Genomic DNA, 20,716 nt, shown 5'->3' on the forward strand with positions numbered 1-20,716 from the left:
ATGGATGCAAAAAAGAAAGATAAATTAGCAACCGCTGTTATCTACATCTTAGTTGGAATCGTTGTATTAATTCTGGCTGGTATTTTAGGTAATATTTTAATTACTGGTGTTCCTCATTTATCATGGCATTTCTTATCCTCAGAGGCTTCATCTTATCAAGCTGGTGGAGGGGTGCGAGATCAATTATTTAATTCATTATATCTATTGGTCTTAACTACTATTATTTCATTGCCAATCGCCTTAGGAGCAGCAATTTATCTGGCTGAATATGCTAAAGACAATTGGGTGACTAATTTAATTAGAACTACTATCCAAATTTTAAGCTCCTTGCCGTCAATCGTTGTGGGTTTATTTGGTTACTTACTGTTCGTAGTGCAATTTGGTTTAGGCTTTTCAATTATCTCTGGTGCGTTGGCCTTAACCTTCTTCAATTTGCCAATTTTAACCAGCAATATCGAAGAAGCCATTAAGGGCGTGCCACAAGAACAACGCGAAGCAGGATTAGCTTTAGGCTTATCTAATTGGAAAACTATTCGCGGGATCGTCTTGCCAGCTGCCTTGCCGGGTATCTTAACCGGGATTATTTTAAGTGCCGGACGAATTTTTGGTGAAGCCGCTGCCTTGATTTATACGGCTGGTCAAAGTGGTTCTACTATTAACTATGCTGACTGGAATCCTTTTAGTCCGACTAGTCCACTAAATGTGATGCGTCCCGCTGAAACGTTGGCCGTTCACATTTGGAAGGTTAATACTGAGGGAATTATTCCAGATGCAACTATTGTTTCTGCGGCTACATCTGCTTTGCTGGTGATTGTGGTAATTGTGTTTAATTTAGGTGCACGTTATTTGGGTAATAAATTGTACCGCAAGCTAACCGCAGCTAAATAAAGGTGATATGATGCAACAAGAATTAAAACAAAGCTACGTTAAAACTTTTGCCAAGGATGATTTAGAGCTTTCTACAAAGGATCTAAGTGTTTTGTATGGTGGAAAAGTACAAAAGCTTTTTGATGCTAGTTTACAGTTTAAGAAGAATACTATTACGGCCTTAATTGGAGCTTCGGGCTCTGGAAAATCTACTTTTTTACGATCACTTAATCGAATGAATGATCGAGTAGCAACGGTTAATGGCAAAATTTGGTTTCATGGCTTGGATGTGAATAAGTCTAACATTAATGTTTATGAATTAAGAAAAAACATTGGAATGGTCTTCCAGCGTCCCAATCCATTTCCTAAATCAATTAGAGAAAATATTGTCTATGCTTTAAAAGCTGATGGGCAAAATAATAAACAGGAACTGGATAAAATAGTAGAAGAAAGTTTGCGTGCGGCTGCATTATGGGATGAAGTAAAAGATAAACTTGATAAAAGTGCATTGGCACTTTCAGGTGGTCAACAACAGCGTTTGTGTATTGCACGTGCCTTAGCTGTTAAGCCAGAGGTTTTGCTTTTAGATGAGCCAGCTAGTGCACTAGATCCTGTTTCTACTTCAAAGCTAGAAGATACTTTAAAGCAGCTTAGAAGTAAATATACAATGATTATGGTAACTCACAATATGCAGCAAGCATCAAGAATTAGTGATTATACTGCATTCTTCCATTTAGGGCATGTAATTGAATATAATTCCACTGCGGATATTTTTACAAATCCTAAAGGAAAGATTACTGAAGATTATATTCAGGGAAGTTTTGGTTAAAATGACAACAATAATTTCAGCAAAAGATGTACATCTGAGTTACGGTGACTATGAGGCATTGCATGGCATCAATCTTAACTTTCAAGAAAAAGAATTGACTGCCTTGATTGGACCTTCAGGCTGTGGTAAATCAACGTTTTTACGTTGCTTGAACCGGATGAACGATGATATTGAAAATATTAAAATTACCGGTGATATCAAGTTCGAGGGACAAGACATTTATGGTCCTAAAATGGATCTAGTAGCCCTTCGTAAAGAAGTGGGCATGGTTTTCCAGCAGCCAACACCATTTCCATTTTCGGTTTATGACAATGTGGCTTACGGTTTAAAAATAGCTGGCGTTAAAGATAAAGATTTAATTGACCAAAGAGTTGAAGAAAGTCTAAAGCAAGCGGCTATTTGGAAAGAAACTAAAGATAATTTAAAGCGCAATGCACAAGCATTTTCTGGTGGACAACAGCAAAGAATTTGTATTGCTCGTGCCTTGGCTGTTAGACCTAAAGTAGTGCTTTTGGATGAACCGACTAGTGCGCTTGATCCGATATCAAGTAGTGAGATTGAGGAGACCTTAATGGAATTGAAGCATCAATATACTTTTATTATGGTGACTCATAACTTACAGCAAGCAGGGCGAATTTCAGATCAAACAGCGTTTTTAATGAATGGTGATCTAATTGAAGCAGGGCCAACTGAAGAAATGTTTATTGCACCTGAAAAGCAAATAACGAGTGATTATCTTAACGGTCGTTTTGGTTAAATTTTGAGGTATAAAGATGCACGAAATATTTTTAGATGAATTAAAGAAATTAAACACGCAATTTATGGAAATGGGTGTTTTTGTAAATGATCAAATCGATCAAGCCACACGCGCATTTGTTGATCATGATAAGAAGACAGCTCAATCTATGGTTGATAATGAAGAAAAGATTCCTACTGAATCAATCGATATTCAAAAAAAGGCCTTGAAATTAATGGCCTTACAACAACCAGTAGCTACTGACTTCAGAGTAGTTATTAGTATTTTGAAGGCAACAACTGATTTGGAAAGAATCGGTGAAAATGCCATGAGTATTGCTCTTGAAACAATTCGTGTAAAGGGTAATCCGAGAATTCCTGAAGTTGAAGAGATCATTTCAAATATGACTCACAATGTTCGTCACATGCTTATTCAAATTTTGACGGCTTACGTACAAGATGATGAAAAGATGGCGCGAGAAGTTGCCAGTCGTGATGGCGTAATTGACCATGATTATGTTAGAGCACGAAAGTTAATTGTTGATGGTATTGAAGATGATCCATCTAGAGCAGTGGCATCATCTAGTTATTTTGTTGTAACTAGATTGTTAGAGCGAATTGGAGATCACATAGTTAATTTAGCTAGCTGGGTTGTTTACAAAACTACTGGTGAACTAGAAGAATTAACGAATCCAAGTGAGACTAAAACCATATAAATTGAAAGAGGAAAGCACAGCTTTTCTCTTTTTTTAATTATTTACGTTATTATTTTACTTTTACTTTATTTATGTTAAAGAGGGTGCCAGCTCCGTTGCTGTTTCAACTGTCTTCTTTGCAGTAAGTTGTATTTTCTGGATTTGGCTTTTGTCAATTATTGTTGGTGTATTTCACTAATTTATAAAGTAAAAGATAAGATCAACTGCAGTTGATCTTATTTTTTTGACTTATTTTTAATTTACTACTTGTTATTTCGACTTTTGCCTGCTATACTAAATAACTGTAAATTCTACCTAAGACTCGGGTGGCATGACGCCTCAAAATCCCGCCGAGGCCAGAAGATAATGAAGATTTTTATGCTCCATGTCTTTCGGCATGGAGTTTTTGCTTTAAAAGGCCTTATAGAATTTATCAATGTAATCATGGAGGTGAAATAATTTGAGTAAAGCTGCTATTGCTGAAAAGGAAAAGCTCGTTGATGCATTTGCTGAAGAACTTAAAGCTGCTAAGGCTATCTTGGTAATCAACTACCTTGGTTTAACTGTTGAAGAAGTTACTAACATGCGTAAGGAACTTCGTGATAACGACGTTAAGATGAAGGTTATCAAGAACACCTACTTGAGACGTGCTGCTGCTAAGGCTGGTATTGAAGGTCTTGATGATACTTTCGTAGGCCCAACTGCTGTTATCTACACTGATAACGCTGATGACATTACCGAACCTGCACGTATCGTTTCTAAGTACGAAGATGATTTCGACGTTATCGAAATCAAGGGTGGTATGCTTGAAGGCAAGTTGACTTCTAAGGATGAAATCAAAGAACTTGCTTCAATCCCAGGTCGCGAAGGTTTGCTTTCAATGCTTGTTTCTGTATTGCAAGCTCCTATCCGCGACTTCGCTTATGCTGTTAAGGCTGTTGCTGAATCTAAGGATGAAGACTCAGCTGAATAATAAAGAAATTATATTTAATATCTAAATTCTAATTTTTCGGAGGATACTTAAATGGCTTTAGATACTGATAAGATTATTGAAGAATTAAAGGGTGCTTCAATTCTTGAATTGAACGACCTTGTAAAGGCTATTGAAGACGAATTTGACGTTACTGCTGCTGCTCCAGTTGCTGCTGCAGGTGCTGCAGACGCAGGTGCTGCTAAGTCAGAATTCGACGTTGAATTGACTGAAGCTGGTCAAGAAAAGGTTAAGGTTATTAAGGCAGTTCGTGACATTACTGGTCTTGGCCTTAAGGACTCAAAGGACCTTGTTGATGGTGCTCCTAAGAACGTTAAGGAAGGCGTTTCAGAAGACGAAGCTAACGACATCAAGGCTAAGCTTGAAGAAGTTGGCGCAACTGTAACCCTTAAATAGTTACAGCCCAACTGGGCATTAAGAATAAGCTCTTTGCTATGTGCGAAGAGCTTATTTTTTTGTATAATAAATTTTATGATGATTGGTTTAGATAAAAAATTAACTCCCTATCAATGGGTAATGGCAATTTTGTCTATCATTTCTATTTTTTTAATTATTTTAGATTTTGCTGCTGTCATCAGTATAAATCAGCCAACCAGTAAATGGTTTTGGATAAACTGTGCTATTGTTTTATTTTTTGCAATAGATTATTTTTATCGCTTCTATGAAGCGGATGATAAAAAGCTGTATTTTAAAACCCACATTTATGATTTATTATCTATTATTCCAATAGGATTATTATTTGTGGGGTTAAATATTTTTAATTTATCAGGTTTAGTTTCTGATTTAAGATTGTTAAGATTGATTCGTCTTGCAGGCCTAATGGGAAAATTAAAAATAATTTTTCATACTAACGGTTTGCTGTATGTTGTCTTTTTTACTATTACCTTCTTATTAGTTGGTGCTGAGGCGTTTGCAATTACCGAGCATGTGTCATTAGATACTGCATTTTGGTGGGCTTTATCGACGGCATCAACGGTAGGATATGATGCAATATTTGGAAAAACTATTCCTCCTCATAGCATTGTGGGTAAATTTGTTACACTAGTTATTATGCTGTTAGGAATTGGTATAGTCGGAATGCTTACCTCATCAATTACTTCTTACTTAATGCGTAAAACTAATGGTGCAAATACACTACATACGCATGACGATATTGAATTAGTACTAAAAAAGCTTGATGATCTTGAGAAACAAAACAAAGATTTAGCTGATCAAAATAAGCAAATGCAAGCAGAAATTCAATCTTTAAAAAAGAGACGAGATGAAAATGAAGTAGAAAAATTTAAAGATTTGCTAGAAAAAAGAAAGGAAAAATAGGATGAGTACAGATAAAAATCAAATGTATTTTGCGACAGATCCAACGACTGCGCATGATGAACATGTGATTGATTATCATGTGGATAACATTGATTTGAAATTTACCACTGACGCTGGTGTTTTCTCAAAAATGCGCGTGGATTACGGCTCTGGCGTTTTGATCAAAGCCATGAAAGAAGTGACTTTTCCACAAGAAAATATTTTAGATGTGGGAACAGGATATGGTCCTATTGGATTATTTTCTGCAAAGTTTTGGCCTAGTCAAACTGTCGACATGGTTGATGTTAATGAGCGTGGTTTGAATTTGGCTAAACAGAATGCACAAGTAAATCACATTTCAAACGTAAATATTTATTCCTCTGATTGTTATGCACAGGTGGATAAGAAGTACGGCTTAGTTTTAACCAATCCGCCAATTAGAGCCGGTAAAAAAGTTGTCAGTGACATCATTACCGGTGCGAGCGATCATTTGGTTGATCAGGGCGTACTTTTAGTAGTTATTCAGAAAAAGCAAGGCGAACCTAGTGCACGTAAGTTGATGACTGCTACCTATGGAAATTGTGAGATTCTTACTAGAGATAAGGGATACTATATTTTGAAGTCCGTTAAGAGGGATAATAATGCTGTCTAGCGCTAATAAAAAGAAATATATGGAATTAGCCATAGATCAAGCTAAAGAGGCTGAGAAGCAAGGAGAGGTTCCTATCGGAGCAGTAGTAGTTGATCCCGAGGGAAAAGTAATAGGCACAGGCTATAATAGGCGGGAATTAGACGAAGATGCTACTCAACATGCTGAAATGATTGCTATCAAAGAAGCATGTCATAATTTGGGTATGTGGCGTTTAATCGATTGCAGTTTATTTGTCACGCTGGAGCCTTGTCCAATGTGTGCTGGTGCAATTATTAACTCGCGAATTAAGGATGTCTACTTTGGTGCACTTGATCCAAAAGCTGGAGCTTGTGGATCAGTTGTGGATTTGTTTGAAGTGGAAAAGTTTAATCACCATCCACATAGCATTCGTGGTTTATATCGTGATCAATGTGCTAAAATGCTGAAGGATTTCTTTCGTGCAATTCGAGAAAAACAAAAGGCCGAAAAATTAGCTAAAAAAGCAGAAAATAATTAAATTTTTAGGCTAGAAACTAGAAAAAAATTGCGAAATACGTTATGATACTTTGTGGGCAATGTTTGACCTCTGAATCGTGTCAGGACCGGAAGGTAGCAGCACTAAGGTTGTTCAGGCATGTGCCTTTTATTAGACAATTACAAACTCTTAACTCTTTTAAAGAGTTAGGAGTTTTTTTACTAGGGAAGAGAATTTATGGCTTATCAAGCGCTATATCGTAAATGGCGACCACGGACTTTTGATAGTGTGATTGGCCAAGAGTCAATTACTGATACTCTTAAAAATGCGATTAAAAGAGGCAAAGTATCCCATGCATTTTTATTTGCGGGACCTCGCGGTACAGGTAAAACCTCCTGTGCTAAAATTTTTGCTAAAGCGTTAAACTGTACTAATCTTCAAGATGGCGAACCTTGTAATGAATGTGCTAATTGTATAGCTGCAGATAAAGGTTCAATGCCTGATATTATGGAAATTGATGCGGCTTCTAACAATGGTGTAGATGAAATTCGTGAGATTCGCGATAAGGTAAAATATGCTCCAACAGAAGGAAAATATAAAGTCTACATTATTGACGAAGTTCATATGCTATCAATGGGTGCTTTTAATGCATTGCTTAAGACACTAGAAGAACCACCAGAACACGTTGTGTTTATTTTGGCGACAACCGAATTACAGAAGGTTCCAGCTACTATTATTTCAAGAACGCAACGCTATAACTTTAAACGCATTTCAAAAGATGATCTTGAGAAGAGAATGAAATATATTCTTGATCAGGAGAATATCAAATATGAAGATAAAGCTCTAGCTGTCATTGCACAAGTAGCAGATGGTGGGATGCGGGATGCGCTTAGTATCTTGGATCAGCTGCTTAGCTATGAGAAAGAAAGCGTCAATTATCAAGACGCTTTGGAAATTACAGGCTTTGCTGCAAAGGAAAATATTGAAAAAATATTGTTAGCATTGCTGGAGCAGAATCCAGAATCAGCTTTAAAATTAGCTCAAACTGAATTAGCGCAAGGGGCTAGTTCTAAAAACATTTTGGATGAATTGATTGAGATGGCAACTAAGAGTTTGATGTTGATCAAGGCGGGAGACGACAACCAGAGTACGTTTTTATCTGAAGATTTTGTACAAAAAATTAAGGATATACCTACAAATATATTCTATCGTCTGATTACTTTAGCAAATAAAGCACTGAATGATCTGCGTTACACTAATCAGCAACAAATTCCGCTTGAAGTATTTTTAGTAGAAGCTGGCAGCAAGCAAGAAGAGCAAGTAGCATCATCGACAGCTGCTCCGGTTCAAGCTGCTCCAGCTAAAGTTAATACTAATATGCAAGCAGAACTAGCTGCATTAAAAAAACAGGTAGTAGACTTAACGCAACAAATTAGTAAGCTGTCCAATAAGCCAATGCTGGCTAAGGATCAAGTGTTCCATTTGGATACGGCTGTACCAAAGACGTCTCCTAAAATTACCAAAAAGACAATTGTTAAGGAAGTTAAAAAATCACCAAGAAAAATCAAAAAAACTACAGCAGAAAATCGAAAACAGGTTTATCATGTTCTTGAAAATGCAACCAAAGAAGATCTGACCGCTATTAAGAATGTATGGCCAGATTTACAATCTGTGTTAGAAGTTTCAGAGAAAGCATTATTAGATGTTCTTGAACCTGTGGCTGCTAGTCCAGACCAGGTTGTAATGAAGTGTAAGTATACTTTATGGTTTGAAAATGCTTCAGATGGTGACTTACTGGATAAGTTGACAGATTTGATTGAGAAATTTGCTAAGCATTCATATGGAATTGTGTTAGTCCCAGATGATGATTGGCTTGCTGTGAGAAAAGAATTTGTCGAAAGTCACAAGGAAGAACTGCTTGCTAAGAAAAAGCAACAGATTGAAAATAAAGAATCTAAAGAAAATTCTGAAATAGTGAATAAGGCTAAAGATCTCTTTGGGGATGCTGTAACGATTAAAGATTAAGGAGAAGAATTAAAATGAGTAGAAGACCTAACTTTGGCGGTATGGGCATGGGCGGAATGAACATGCAACAAATGATGAAGCAAGCAAAGAAGCTTCAAGCACAAATGGCCCAAGAACAAGAAAATATTACTGCACAAGAATTTACTGGTAAGTCAGCTGATGATCTTGTAGTAGCTACTTTTACAGGCGATCGTAAGCTTAAAGACATTAAGATCGATAAAGAAGCAATTGATCCAGATGATCCAGATATGCTTCAAGATTTAGTCATTGATGCTGTTAACAAAGGATTATCTCAAATTGATGAAGCAACTCAAGCAAGTTTAGGCAAGTACACGAAAGGTTTGATGTAATTGCAGTATCCATTACCAATAGCTCATTTGATTGATGCTTATATGAGGCTGCCTGGAGTAGGTGAAAAGACTGCCACTCGTTTGGCTTTTTATACAATGGATATGCCAGAAAAGGATGTTGAAGATTTTTCTAAAGCTTTAATTCAAGTGAAGAATGATATTCATCAATGTCCTATTTGTGGAAATATTACTGAAAAAGAAGTTTGTGATATTTGCTCCAATCCTAATCGTGATCAAACTACCATTATGGTTGTTGAACAACCTAAGGATTTGATGGCTTTTGAAGATATGGGTGAATATGATGGTCTTTATCATGTGCTTCACGGTGTTCTTTCTCCAATGGATGGAATTGGACCAGAAGAGATTAATATTAAGTCATTGATTACTCGTTTACAAAAAAATGATGATGTAAAAGAAGTAATTTTAGCTCTTAATTCAACTCCAGAAGGCGAATCAACTGCTATGTATATTAGCAAGTTAATTAAGCCAGCCGGAATTAAGGTTACTCGATTAGCAGCTGGCTTATCTGTGGGCAGTGATATTGAATATGCTAATTCCATTACTTTAAAGCGAGCAGTGCAAGGAAGAACGGCATTATAATGGCTAGAAGAAATAAAAATAAAATTAAAGAACTAGGTGATCAAAAGCTAGTAACTGAAATTGAAAAATTGCAGAATCAACTAGCTTTAGAACAAGATCTAGATCAAAATACTTTGGATTTATCAGATGATAATTATATTCAAGGTAGAATTTTAAAAGCAAAGTATACTTTTTTATATAATGAAGCCCGTCATCGAGGCACAAGATTTAGTGGTATCACTAATGCGATTACGCAGTAAAATTTAAGTCCCATTATGGGACTTTTTTAATTTTATAAATTAAAAATTGCTAGGGCTGTTAATCTATGTGAAACTTCTGTAAAATAGACCTATGGAGGATTTTATGAGAGGTTATTTTGTTAGTTTTGAAGGTCCTGATGGCGCAGGAAAAAGTACAGTTTTAAAAGAGGTTTTGGATAAGATTGGCCCTAGACTTAAGCCACAATATCTTGTGACTCGAGAACCCGGTGGATCAAAAATTGCAGAAAAAATTCGCGATATTATTTTGGATCCAGCAAATGATAAAATGGATGCCAAAACAGAGGCGCTTCTATATGCGGCTGCAAGAAGTCAACACGTAGAAGAAATAATTCGTCCAGCTCTTAGTGAAGGCAAGATTGTCTTTTCAGATCGTTTTGTTGATAGTTCACTAGCATATCAAGGAGAAGGCCGAGATTTAGGGATCAAAGAAGTTAAGCAAATTAATGATTTTGCGACAGGAAAATTAGATCCTGATTTGACTTTCTTTTTGGATATTGCTCCTGAAGTTGGTCTTAATCGAATTCAAAAACTTCGTCCAGGCCAAGAAGACCGGTTAGAACAAGAAAATATGGCTTTTCATAAAAAAGTTTATGCTGGATTTTTAAAAGTGAAGAATTTATATCCAGATCGTTTTGTAACAATTGATGCCAGTCAACCAATTGATGATGTCGTAAATCAAGTAATTGAAACTCTAGAAAAAAGATTGCCAGAGATATTTTAAGGATTGATTAAATGAAATTAGTAATTGCGATTGTACAAAAAGAAGATTCAAATAATCTACAAAGAGCATTTGTTAAAAGCAATTTCCGTGCTACTAAATTAGCAACTTCAGGCGGCTTTTTGAGTCAAGGTAACACCACATTTTTAGTGGGATGCAAAGATGAAGAAGTCGATGATGTACTAAAAGTAATTAAGAAAGAATCACGGGCAAGAGAAGAAATCGCAACACCACATATGATTTCTACAGGGTATGAAATAACCCAACCATTAAAGGTTACTGTAGGTGGTGCAATTTGTTTTGTTGTTCCAGTTGATAAGTTTAAGCGTTTTTAAATGATTGATATTTCTAATGTAGGGACGAAGCAAGCCCAATTTTTACAAAGAGCATACCAGCAAAAGAAATTAGCCCATAGCTACTTATTCGTAGATAGCGATGAGAGTCGCGCACTTAATACGGCTTATTGGTTAGCTTGTTTATTTAATTGTACTGGTGAAAATAAACCGGATGGGACTTGTCAAAATTGTAAACAAATTTTATCTGGTAATCATCCAGATGTTCTATTAGTTGAACCTGAAGGTAAACAAACTTTGGGAATCGATCAAGTGCGGCCCTTAAAAGAAGAATTGGCCAAAAGTCCGGTTGAAAGTAGTCGGCGCTTTTTCTTTATTAATGAAGCTCAAAAAATGACCTTATCCGCAGCTAATGGTTTGCTTAACTTGCTAGAAGAGCCCGTTGCTCCTGTAGTTACAATTTTAATTACTAATAATAGTGATCAAATTTTACCAACAGTTCGATCTAGAACTCAGATTATCAATTTTGATAATGGCGAAAAGCCTACCGGAAAGACTGCATTGTTACTAGAAAATGGTTTTTCTAAGAGTGAAATTGAAGAACTGGGTAATCTTGATAAATTAGATCAGGCAATAAAATATTTCTACCAAGAAATGCTAGAACATAATAGTTTGGCTTTAGTTAGTGCACATAAGCTGTCGGAGAATGCTAAATTAGTATCAGAGCAGCGCTATATTTTGGTTAAGTTGAAGTTATTAGCAGAACATGATCTGTCTGATTCGCTTAAGCTAAATATAGCTGCACGAATGCTAGATAATTTGGTTGAAATAGATAAAATGCGTTTAAGCAATGTTAATTTTCGCAATTCTTTAGATTATCTTGCTTTAAATTGGAAGTAGGTGTTTTAAATTGGATCCATATTTAAAATTGCAGAGACTGAAGGAAACAACTGAAAATATGACTAAGACTATTGCTAGTCTTGAGAATGATATTTTAGATACTTTAAAAGAAAATACTGAATTAAAAGTAGAAAATCAGTTGCTTCATGAAAAATTAGATAAATTAACTGCAAATCAGCCTGCGCCGGAAACTAAGACGCAAAGTGGTTTAGAGTCATTAAAGAAGATTTATGATTCTGGTTACCATATTTGTAATATGTATTATGGCTCACATCGTGATCCTAGTGCAGATTGCATGTTTTGTCTTGATATTTTAGATAATTTTGGCGAAAAAAAAGGCATAAAGAAGGATGGCAGATAAATTGAAACGGCAAAGCAGCTATGCAAAAGATGAAGGTAAGTTATACCTGGTTCCTACACCTATTGGTAATTTAGAAGATATTACAATTAGAGCTAAAAAAGTTCTGACTGATGCAGATTACATTGCGGCTGAAGATACCAGAACTAGTGGAATTTTACTAGAAAAAATTGGCGTTCATAATCGCATGATTTCATTTCATAAATATAATTCTAAAGAACGTGCGCCAGAATTAATTAAATTAATGAAAGATGGTGCAGTAATTGCGGAAATAAGTGATGCCGGGATGCCGGTTATTTCTGATCCAGGATATATCTTGGTTCAAGAATGTATTAAAAATGATATTCCAGTGGTTCCTCTTCCAGGTCCGTCTGCTTTTGCGACCGCACTTATTGCTTCTGGTTTTGATGCGCAGCCATTTACCTATTACGGCTTTTTACCACGTAAAAGTTCTGAACAAAAACCCTACTTTGAACAAATGAATCAAGCTAAGGCCACATCTATCTTTTATGAGGCACCGCATCGTTTAGCTAAAACACTGAAAAATTTAGCTACTGTTTTACCTAAAGATCGTCAGATTGTAGCTGCACGTGAATTAACTAAAATTCATGAGGAATTTATCCGTGGTAGCGTTGAAGAAGTAACCGAATATTTTGCTCAAAATGCACCTCGTGGAGAATTCGTAATTTTGATTTCACCAAATACTGAGGCACCAAAACAATTGTCTTGGCCAGAACTGATTGATTTAGTCAATGCCTTAGTAGAAAAAGGCGAATCAAAGAAAGATGCGATTAAGCAAGTAGCTAAAGAGCATCATGTTTCTAAGAATGAGTTATATGATCAATATCATCAAAAATAAATTATGAAATATACTGAAAACTACCAGATTGAATTTAGAGATTGTGATGAAAATCGTCGTCTAGAGTTGCCGGCTATGGTTGAATTATTGATGCAAGTTTCAGAACATCAATTAAGTAACAGCCATGCTGGTACAGATGATTTAATAAAAAGAGGATTAGGTTGGGTGGTTACTCAATATCATTTTGATATTAAGCGATTACCTGAAGCCGGTGATCAAGTCATTTTGAGTACTAATGCCAGTGGATACAATCGTTTTTTTGAATACCGTGATTTTGGTATTAGTGATTCTGAAGGGAATCCATTGGTTAGCGTAAAAAGCCAATGGGTCATGCTTGATCTTAAAAAGCGCCATTTAGTTCCTGCCGATGTAAAAATGATGGAAGATTGGGGCGTGCCATTACTGAAGAAAATGCCCCGTTTTCCTCGTTTGAGAGCACAAGATAATTATGAGAATAGAAGAAAATATCGGGCAAGATATGATGATTTAGATACTAATCATCATGTTACAAACAGTCATTATTTTAGTTGGTTTGTTGATATGTTAGATCGTGATTTCCTAAGAAATCATGTAGTTAAAACTATTGATATCAAGTTTGATAAAGAAGTACATTATGGCGACGAGATAATTTCTTGCATGAATTTAATACAAAATGATGCTACCAAATCCTATCATGCGGTTGAAACGAATGACGGAAATGAGCAGGCAGTCTGCGAATTGAAGTGGCGTGAGATATAATAAAAGACATGACAAATTGGTCATGTTTTTTTCATGATGAGAGAGGATGGAAAAATAGATGAATGCAAAAAAGATTTTACGTACAGATTTGCAACAGATGATTTTTTTGGGCATGATAGTCGCAATGAAAATTATTTTGGGGCAATTTTCATTTGGTCCAACTACGGTTAAAGTAGGCCTAGGCTTTATCGGTAGCGTATTATTAGCTTACTTTTTTGGTCCAGTTTGGGGCACAATTGGTGGTGGAATCAGTGACTTGGTCTCCTCTGCTATTTTTGGCAATCAAGGAGGCTTCTTTATTGGTTTTACTTTGACTGCAATGGTTGGGCCATTAATTTATGCATTATTTTTATACGATCATCCAGTTAAAGTGTGGCGAATTGTTGCTTCAACAATTTTAGTAACAATTATTGTGAATATCGGAATGAATACATTGTGGCTTCATCTGATGTACGGGATGAATTTTAACGCTGCTTTAGTTCAGCGATTGCCTAAAGAAATGATTATTCCTTGGGTGCAAATGGTTGTAATCTACGTTGTATTGCAAGCTGTTTCTCGTGTTAAAATAAAAAAGTAATTTAAGCAGAAAGAGAATAATATTAATGAAAATCTTAAGTGTTTCTACAGCTACTAATCATTTAAGCGTTGCCTTAAATGAAGATCAACAAGTTATTGTTGAGAAGAATGAGCGAGATGAACGTAATCATAGCGAACACCTTGATCCATTAATTGAAGAGATTTTAAAAGAAAATAAATTAACTTTAAACGATATAGACCGTTTTGCTGTAGCAATCGGACCAGGTTCATACACCGGTTTAAGAATTGGAATTACTACTGTTAAAATGTTTGCTAGCATTTTAAATAAAGAAGTAGTTGGTATTTCTACTTTGCAAGCTTTAGCTAAAGGGGTTAAAGAACCAGCTTTAGTAATTACCGGTTTAGATGCTAGAAATGATAATTATTTTGCTGCAGGATACATTAGTGGGGACATTCCTAAAAATGTAATTCCGGATGGTCATTACAATATCGACGTCTTGATTAAGGCTATTCAAGAATATGCAGCACAAAATAAGGTCGATAAGATTGTATTTGTTGGTTCTGGTCTTGAAAAGCAAGATGAAAAGATTAAAGCTTTGAATATCCCATATGAATATGGCACCGATGAGCAAAATGTGATTCATGCTGGCTTAATTGGTCAATTAGCAATTGATGCCCAACCAGTAGATCCAGATAAGTTATTGCCAAGATATTTGCGCAGAACGCAAGCAGAAGTAGATTGGCATAAGAAAACAGGAAAGCCATTCGAACCGGATAGTCATTATGTTGAAGAAGTTTAATCAGTTTTTTCATCAATCAGTTAATCAAATTGATATGAGTTTTACGCCATTTATTACCAATGTAAATGGCAAAATCTTGCAAGTAATGCAAGCTAATGATGATAATATTCCAGATCTATTAGTATTAGAGCAGCAGGTTTATTCTGGAAGAACCCCTTGGAACCAATTTTCTTTTGCAACCGAATTGAGAAAAAGAAATAATTCTCTTTATTTAGTGGTTTATCACGCCTCAAATTTGGTAGCATTCATTGGTGCAAGATTTAGTCCAGAAGAAACGCATATTACTAATATCGCTGTTTCTCCGCTTTATCAACATCAGCACATAGGTCATTATTTGATGGAAATGATGATCAATCGTGCTCGTGAGAATGACAGTGATTGCGTGACTTTAGAAGTACGTACGGATAATGAGATTGCTCAACGGTTATATCGCTCATTAGGATTTACAAGCAATTTTATTCGTAAAAATTATTATCAAGATACTCATACTGATGCAATAAATATGGTTTTATGGTTAAAGCCACATCAAATTAGAAGAAAGAAGTTTACGTTTTGAGTGAGAAAAAAGATATTCGCATTTTAGCTTATGAAAGTTCATGTGATGAAACTTCCACAGCTGTTATCAAAAATGGACGTGAAATTGAAAGTTTAATTGTGGCAACACAAATTAAGAGTCATCAAAGATTCGGTGGTGTAGTACCAGAAGTTGCCAGTCGTCACCATATTGAAGTTGTTAGCCAAATTACTAAAGAAGCTTTGAATGAAGCAAACTGCGGTTGGAAAGACATTGATGCTATTGCGGTTACTTATGGCCCAGGACTTGTCGGTGCGCTTTTGATCGGTGTTAGCGCAGCTAAGGCAGCCTCAATGGCTACTGGTATTCCTTTGATTGGTGTCGATCACATTATGGGTCACATTATGGCAGCGCAATTAAAGGATGAGATTGAATATCCTGCTTTGGCATTGCAAGTTTCTGGTGGACATACTGAAATTGTCTTGTTAAAAGATCCAGTTCATTTTGAAATTATCGGTGATACTCGTGATGATGCCGCTGGTGAAGCATACGACAAGATTGGTCGTGTACTTGGGGTAAATTATCCAGCAGGTAAGACCATTGATGCATGGGCTCACGAAGGAAAGGATACCTTTAACTTCCCACGTGCAATGATGGAAGATGATGACTATGATTTCTCATTCTCAGGACTCAAGTCAGCATTTATCAACACTTGCCACCATGCTGATCAAATTCATGAAAAGTTGAATAAATACGATTTGGCTGCCAGCTTCCAAGCTGCGGTAATCGATGTTTTAGCACATAAGACGATTCGTGCAATTAAGCAGTACAAGCCTAAGACCTTTATCATGGGTGGTGGAGTTGCTGCTAACCATGGTTTGCGTGATCGCATGAGTGCAGAAATTGCTAAACTACCTAAGGCAGATCAGCCAAAGGTGATTTTACCAGATATCAAGCTTTGTGGTGATAACGCTGCGATGATTGGTGCTGCTGCATATAATCTTTATAATGATAATCAATTTGCGGATTTGACTTTGAATGCTGATCCATCACTTGAATTGCCATATGCTAAGAGCATGTTGAATTAAATAGAATAGATAAAAAATCCTAGAGAAAATCTAGGATTTTTTATTATGTAATTACATATATGTTGACTTTTATTTAACTAGGCTATAATATCATATATGTAAGCAATATGTTATTACATAATAGAAGAGGCTTAAATTATGAAATACACTTTAGATGATTTTGCTAGATTAATCGATCACACTAATTTGCATGCTGACGCAACTGAAGCAGATATGAAGAAACTTTGTGATGAAGCTAAGAAATACCACTTCAAGATGGTTGCCATCAATCAGGTGCAATCCAAGTTCTGTTCAGAACAACTTAAGGGTACCGATATCGATACTGGTGCAGCCATTGCCTTTCCTTTAGGACAACAAACCATTGAATCCAAGGTCTTTGATACCAAAGATGCGATTAAAAATGGCGCTAATGAAATTGACTATGTCATTAATATCACCGAATTAAAGGCAAAGAACTATGACTACATCAAGCGTGAAATGCAAGAAATGGTTGCTGCTTGTCACGAACACAACATTCCATGTAAGGTAATTTTTGAAAATTGCTACCTAACTAAGGATGAAATTAAGAAGTTAGCTGAGATTGCTAAAGAAGTAAAACCAGACTTTATTAAGACTTCAACTGGCTTGGGTACTGGTGGTGCTAAGGTGGAAGATGTAAAGTTGATGAAGTCAGTAGTCGGTGATGACGTCAAAGTTAAGGCAGCTGGTGGTATTCGCAATAGCGACGACTTTTTAGCCATGGTGCGTGCCGGTGCTGATCGTATCGGTTGTTCTGCTGGTGTGAAGATTTACGAAGCTTTGAAGCGCCGGATGGAAGACGATCATGTTGATGGCATTGAGATTAATTGTTAGGAGTAAGAAATGAAATTAGGAATCGTTGGTAGTGGCCAAATTGTGCATGACTTTTTGTCAGCCTTTGATCAAATGCAAGATGTAGAGTTAGTGGCAATTTCCACCTTAGCCAGATCAAAGTCAGTCGCAGAAAAATTAGCTGAGAAGTATCATATTCAGAAAGTTTACACAGATAACGAAGCAATGTTTGCCGATAGCGATATTGATACTGTTTATATTGGTGTACCTAATTCGCTGCATTTTCCAATTGCTAAACAAGCTTTAACAGCAGATAAAAATGTCATCTGTGAAAAGCCATTAGTTGAGACAAGCGAGCAGGTAAAAGAGCTTAAGAAGACCGCTGATAAACACCACGTTTTGCTCTTTGAAGCAATGACTGTTCTTTATCTGGAGAACGACTTCCACTTAAAAGAAGACTTGAAAAAGATCGGCAAGGTTCATGTCATAGCTTTGAATCTGACACAAATTTCTAGTCACTATGCGGACTTCTTAGCAGGTGTTCATATTCCTAAGTTTGATCGTAAAATGGGTGGCGGTGCTTTAATGGATATGAATATCTACAACATCAATTTCTGTGTCAGTTTATTTGGTCAGCCAAAGCAAATTTCATACTTACCAACAATTCAGCGTGGTACTGACACTTCCGGTATTCTGAATTTAACTTATGATGATAAGCAAGCTAGTTTAATTGCAGCCAAGGATGCAGTTGGACCAACTCGTTCTTATATTGAAGGCGAGAAGGGGTTAATCTACTTTGATGGACCATTAAATGTTCTGCCTGATTATTATGTTCAAATAGGAAAAGAAGAGCCAAAGCATTATAACTTCAATAAGTATGATCACCGCATGATTAGCGAGTTTAATTACTTTGCACGTAAGATCAAAGAACATGATCAGCAAGCGGCCGATGAAGCTGCAGAGCATAGCTTGAATGCGATTAGCGTATTAGAAAAAGCACAGGAGTTTTTGCCTCATGACTAAGGCGAAGTATCAAGAAATTGAAGAAATTTTGCGTAAGCAGATAACTGATGGCAGTTATCAAACCGGTGATCTGATTCCGAAAGAAGTAGAACTTGCAGCTAAATACGAAGTCTCTCGTCCAACGATTAGTCATGCTGTCCAGGGTTTGGTTAATCAGGGCTACTTAGAACGCCGTAAGCATGTTGGTACAATTGTTAAGCAGACTAAAATTGCCCAGGAATTTACTCATGTCATTCAAAGCTATGATTGTGAAATGAAGCAAAAAGGTTTAACTGCTCAGACTCAAGTTCTTTACTTTAAAAAAGCAAAGTCTACAGAAGAGGTAAGGCAAGCTTTAAAGTTGAAGGCGAACGATGAAGTCTACAAGTTAACGCGTTTACGTTCGGCTGATGGTAGTCCTAATGTAGTAGTGACAACATATTTACCTGTAAAATATTTAACTGATTTAGGGCAAATTGATTTTTCAACGCACTCACTTTATCAAGAACTGAGCAAAAGAGATTTGTCGGTGATTCATGTCAAGCGTAAGCTGGAAGTTAAGGCTGCCAATGAGATAACAGCTGATTTATTAGATATTGCAGAAAATGATCCGGTCTTTTATTTCCACACTTATGGTTACACTAAGAAGGAAATTCCGATCGAATATTCTATTGCCACATATCGCGGGGATGAAAATTATTTCTTAATCGATTTAAAAAAATAGAATAAAACCCGGATTTAAAAATGAAGTGCAACACTAAGTGTTAAACAAAAAGGCCATGAAGACCTAAACTTGAAGTGACGAAAAATCAAGAAAGGAAGATCTTCATGACCAATTCAAATTCTAGCATTTCTAAGCACTATCATCAATTAACCAGCGTACAACGTAAGTGTCAATGTTTTTGCGGTAGCCTAAAAACCATTAGTCTGACCTTAATTCCTTAATAATTTATGTGGTTTAACATTCGATTGAATTTACTTAAATAACTTCCGCCAGCAACTTCTGTTGTTAACGCTCCATGTTGAATTTCAATGTGCGTTTCATGACGCCGCTTTAAGCTATCTCTAGCTGCTGCCTGTAGTTTCTTGCGGTCTAAACTGATCAACTTACCTGTCTCAAAGTTACTATTGAGCCATTTCTCTAAGTCGTGATTCTTGATGCAGGTCAATATTCTGAGCATGCCTTCTGCGCCAGCTTTAGACCAGTATTTGCCTTGTCCCTTAACCCGATAAGTGTACTTACGGTGATTACTCTCACAGCTACCGATTGCTTTAGTAACCTTTAAATTACGCATTTTGAACGGCTTGATATCGTCCCAGTGGCTATCAATATAACTGCGAAGTCGGGCGAGATGCTCATAGTTTTGCGCAGTATCTAGCTCATCAAATAGTTTACTTTCAACCGTATTCAAGATTGTATTCACTAAGTCGCGGTCGTACTTAAACTCTAAGGCATAGATTAATTTACCCTGCAGTTCTTGGACAAAGCAAAGACGATCTTTAATCTTCTTGTTCAGATGGAAAACGTCTAAAAAGTGCTCATGTTTACTGCAATGACCAACAATTTCGCCAAAGTCTTTTTTAGTATAACCAGCACCGCCATCGGCATTACTGATAATCAAAGTGTCAGTTAAATCATAAGTGTTAGCTAAATATTCTTTAGCTTCATTCAAAGCATCCAAACGGCTTAACGATACAAATTCCTTGGCATTAACTCGCTCTCTGCGTCATTACGAATACCTTCACAAATCTGATAGCGATGAAACTCTAACCGTCCTTGAGTGCCTTTAATCATGACGCCATCGCCTTCAAGATACAGTACTGACACTTTTTTCTTTGAAGTTTGCGCATCATAACGACTATCGGATTCTTGTTGTTCTTTGATCTTTTGACCAGCAGCTTTGACCAGATTACCTACTTGAGCATGACTAATATTAAAACCTGAAAGGCAATTAACAGCTAAGGCAGTATTGCGATAAGTGGCAACACTACTTACTTCTAAAATATTTCTGACAGCTAAAACACTGTAATGCTTATATTTATCAAAGCCCATTAATTCATCTAACGGATAGCGGCTTTCTGTACCAGCTTTCACATACCTTCTTCTAGAATAAGTTACTTCACCAAAAGCCATATTAATTGAACGTTGATTCTTCTTTTCAATCTGGTAGCCTTGATTCTTCATTGATTCACTTAGCTCTTGATCAACTTGTTCCAAGGCTAAAGCCATTAAGTTTCTAATCAAATTAAGAAAGAAGACTACTAAAGCTTTTTCACGTTTAATAATATTAGTTTCAGACTTTAAAATACCTACGATTTCAGTTACAATTAAATTCATAAAAGAC

26 protein-coding genes, 1 other RNA gene, 2 pseudogenes and 1 other annotated feature are annotated in these 20,716 nt (G+C 36.3%); of the genes and pseudogenes, 28 read left to right on the forward strand and 1 reads right to left on the reverse strand.

All coding sequences use genetic code 11. From position 1 onward, the window contains the following. The 28 genes and pseudogenes from pstA to CP368_RS00515 all read left to right on the forward strand — a co-directional run bounded on the left by pstA (position 1) and on the right by CP368_RS00515 (position 19,095). Positions 1-888, forward strand: a complete 888-nt coding sequence (gene pstA, locus CP368_RS00380) for a phosphate ABC transporter permease PstA (protein WP_098043654.1) — start codon at positions 1-3, stop codon at positions 886-888. 10 nt (positions 889-898) lie between these two features. Then, positions 899-1,696: a phosphate ABC transporter ATP-binding protein PstB gene (gene pstB / locus CP368_RS00385; protein WP_098043655.1), complete on the forward strand. Its 798-nt coding sequence runs from the start codon at positions 899-901 to the stop codon at positions 1,694-1,696. A gap of 1 nt (position 1,697) precedes the next feature. Then, entirely contained in the window at positions 1,698-2,453 is a 756-nt protein-coding gene (gene pstB / locus CP368_RS00390; RefSeq protein WP_098045615.1) for a phosphate ABC transporter ATP-binding protein PstB, read from the forward strand. Positions 2,454-2,469: 16 nt separating this feature from the next. Continuing rightward, a complete protein-coding gene (gene phoU, locus CP368_RS00395; RefSeq protein ID WP_025005220.1) occupies positions 2,470-3,147 on the forward strand; it encodes a phosphate signaling complex protein PhoU in 678 nt (225 codons plus the stop codon). A gap of 61 nt (positions 3,148-3,208) precedes the next feature. Next, positions 3,209-3,325, forward strand: a pseudogene (locus tag CP368_RS10670) (permease); the annotation flags it as partial. 97 nt (positions 3,326-3,422) lie between these two features. Beyond that, positions 3,423-3,544: a sequence feature (ribosomal protein L10 leader region), on the forward strand. 42 nt (positions 3,545-3,586) lie between these two features. Continuing rightward, entirely contained in the window at positions 3,587-4,099 is a 513-nt protein-coding gene (gene rplJ / locus CP368_RS00405) for a 50S ribosomal protein L10 (RefSeq protein WP_087175982.1), read from the forward strand. 51 nt (positions 4,100-4,150) lie between these two features. Then, a complete protein-coding gene (gene rplL, locus CP368_RS00410; RefSeq protein WP_003625909.1) occupies positions 4,151-4,513 on the forward strand; it encodes a 50S ribosomal protein L7/L12 in 363 nt (120 codons plus the stop codon). A 75-nt stretch (positions 4,514-4,588) separates the two neighbouring features. Then, the gene (locus tag CP368_RS00415) at positions 4,589-5,434 is read left to right on the forward strand and encodes an ion transporter (protein WP_087175983.1); all 846 of its coding nucleotides are present in this window, start codon (positions 4,589-4,591) and stop codon (positions 5,432-5,434) included. A 1-nt stretch (position 5,435) separates the two neighbouring features. Beyond that, positions 5,436-6,065: a class I SAM-dependent methyltransferase gene (locus tag CP368_RS00420; protein WP_087175984.1), complete on the forward strand. Its 630-nt coding sequence runs from the start codon at positions 5,436-5,438 to the stop codon at positions 6,063-6,065. Continuing rightward, positions 6,055-6,561, forward strand: a complete 507-nt coding sequence (gene tadA / locus CP368_RS00425) for a tRNA adenosine(34) deaminase TadA (RefSeq protein WP_087363205.1) — start codon at positions 6,055-6,057, stop codon at positions 6,559-6,561. The genes CP368_RS00420 and tadA overlap by 11 nt, the downstream gene beginning before the upstream one ends. Positions 6,562-6,603: 42 nt before the next feature. Then, positions 6,604-6,703: signal recognition particle sRNA small type (ffs, locus tag CP368_RS00430), an RNA gene on the forward strand. 53 nt (positions 6,704-6,756) lie between these two features. Continuing rightward, a complete protein-coding gene (gene dnaX, locus CP368_RS00435) occupies positions 6,757-8,544 on the forward strand; it encodes a DNA polymerase III subunit gamma/tau (RefSeq protein WP_098036691.1) in 1,788 nt (595 codons plus the stop codon). Positions 8,545-8,558: 14 nt separating this feature from the next. Continuing rightward, positions 8,559-8,894, forward strand: coding sequence for a YbaB/EbfC family nucleoid-associated protein (locus tag CP368_RS00440; protein ID WP_003625916.1), 336 nt, complete (start codon positions 8,559-8,561; stop codon positions 8,892-8,894). Beyond that, positions 8,895-9,494, forward strand: coding sequence for a recombination mediator RecR (recR, locus tag CP368_RS00445; RefSeq protein WP_025005216.1), 600 nt, complete (start codon positions 8,895-8,897; stop codon positions 9,492-9,494). Next, entirely contained in the window at positions 9,494-9,733 is a 240-nt protein-coding gene (locus CP368_RS00450) for a YaaL family protein (protein ID WP_025005215.1), read from the forward strand. Before recR ends, CP368_RS00450 begins: the two co-directional genes overlap by 1 nt. Positions 9,734-9,836: 103 nt before the next feature. After that, the gene (gene tmk, locus CP368_RS00455) at positions 9,837-10,475 is read left to right on the forward strand and encodes a dTMP kinase (protein WP_098045616.1); all 639 of its coding nucleotides are present in this window, start codon (positions 9,837-9,839) and stop codon (positions 10,473-10,475) included. Between the two features lie 11 nt (positions 10,476-10,486). Next, positions 10,487-10,807, forward strand: a complete 321-nt coding sequence (locus CP368_RS00460; protein ID WP_025005213.1) for a cyclic-di-AMP receptor — start codon at positions 10,487-10,489, stop codon at positions 10,805-10,807. Next, positions 10,808-11,665: a DNA polymerase III subunit delta gene (locus tag CP368_RS00465; RefSeq protein ID WP_098043657.1), complete on the forward strand. Its 858-nt coding sequence runs from the start codon at positions 10,808-10,810 to the stop codon at positions 11,663-11,665. 10 nt (positions 11,666-11,675) lie between these two features. Beyond that, positions 11,676-12,026, forward strand: coding sequence for a DNA replication initiation control protein YabA (gene yabA / locus CP368_RS00470; RefSeq protein WP_025005212.1), 351 nt, complete (start codon positions 11,676-11,678; stop codon positions 12,024-12,026). A gap of 1 nt (position 12,027) precedes the next feature. Then, positions 12,028-12,882, forward strand: coding sequence for a 16S rRNA (cytidine(1402)-2'-O)-methyltransferase (gene rsmI / locus CP368_RS00475; protein ID WP_025005211.1), 855 nt, complete (start codon positions 12,028-12,030; stop codon positions 12,880-12,882). 3 nt (positions 12,883-12,885) lie between these two features. Next, positions 12,886-13,620 carry an acyl-[acyl-carrier-protein] thioesterase gene (locus CP368_RS00480; protein WP_087175990.1) on the forward strand — a complete coding sequence of 245 codons (735 nt, stop codon included), beginning with the start codon at positions 12,886-12,888 and terminating at the stop codon, positions 13,618-13,620. Between the two features lie 58 nt (positions 13,621-13,678). After that, positions 13,679-14,197, forward strand: coding sequence for a folate family ECF transporter S component (locus CP368_RS00485; RefSeq protein ID WP_025005209.1), 519 nt, complete (start codon positions 13,679-13,681; stop codon positions 14,195-14,197). A 25-nt stretch (positions 14,198-14,222) separates the two neighbouring features. Further along, positions 14,223-14,957 carry a tRNA (adenosine(37)-N6)-threonylcarbamoyltransferase complex dimerization subunit type 1 TsaB gene (gene tsaB / locus CP368_RS00490; protein WP_087235482.1) on the forward strand — a complete coding sequence of 245 codons (735 nt, stop codon included), beginning with the start codon at positions 14,223-14,225 and terminating at the stop codon, positions 14,955-14,957. After that, positions 14,941-15,513: a ribosomal protein S18-alanine N-acetyltransferase gene (rimI, locus tag CP368_RS00495; RefSeq protein ID WP_025005207.1), complete on the forward strand. Its 573-nt coding sequence runs from the start codon at positions 14,941-14,943 to the stop codon at positions 15,511-15,513. The genes tsaB and rimI overlap by 17 nt, the downstream gene beginning before the upstream one ends. Further along, positions 15,510-16,559 (forward strand): tRNA (adenosine(37)-N6)-threonylcarbamoyltransferase complex transferase subunit TsaD, encoded by a 1,050-nt coding sequence (tsaD, locus tag CP368_RS00500; RefSeq protein ID WP_087175992.1) that lies wholly within the window; start codon positions 15,510-15,512, stop codon positions 16,557-16,559. The genes rimI and tsaD overlap by 4 nt, the downstream gene beginning before the upstream one ends. A 138-nt stretch (positions 16,560-16,697) precedes the next feature. Beyond that, positions 16,698-17,411 (forward strand): deoxyribose-phosphate aldolase, encoded by a 714-nt coding sequence (gene deoC / locus CP368_RS00505; protein ID WP_087235481.1) that lies wholly within the window; start codon positions 16,698-16,700, stop codon positions 17,409-17,411. A gap of 9 nt (positions 17,412-17,420) precedes the next feature. Further along, entirely contained in the window at positions 17,421-18,392 is a 972-nt protein-coding gene (locus CP368_RS00510) for a Gfo/Idh/MocA family protein (protein WP_098043659.1), read from the forward strand. After that, positions 18,385-19,095, forward strand: a complete 711-nt coding sequence (locus CP368_RS00515; RefSeq protein WP_087235479.1) for a GntR family transcriptional regulator — start codon at positions 18,385-18,387, stop codon at positions 19,093-19,095. The genes CP368_RS00510 and CP368_RS00515 overlap by 8 nt, the downstream gene beginning before the upstream one ends. A 217-nt stretch (positions 19,096-19,312) precedes the next feature. On the opposite strand, the pseudogene CP368_RS00520 reads toward CP368_RS00515, so the two are convergent. Next, positions 19,313-20,709: pseudogene (locus CP368_RS00520) on the reverse strand (ISLre2 family transposase). Between the last annotated feature and the right edge of the window lie 7 nt (positions 20,710-20,716).

Origin of the sequence: Lactobacillus sp. UMNPBX17 (genome assembly GCF_002553735.1) — a bacterium.
In the GTDB taxonomy this organism is placed as follows: domain Bacteria; phylum Bacillota; class Bacilli; order Lactobacillales; family Lactobacillaceae; genus Lactobacillus; species Lactobacillus gallinarum.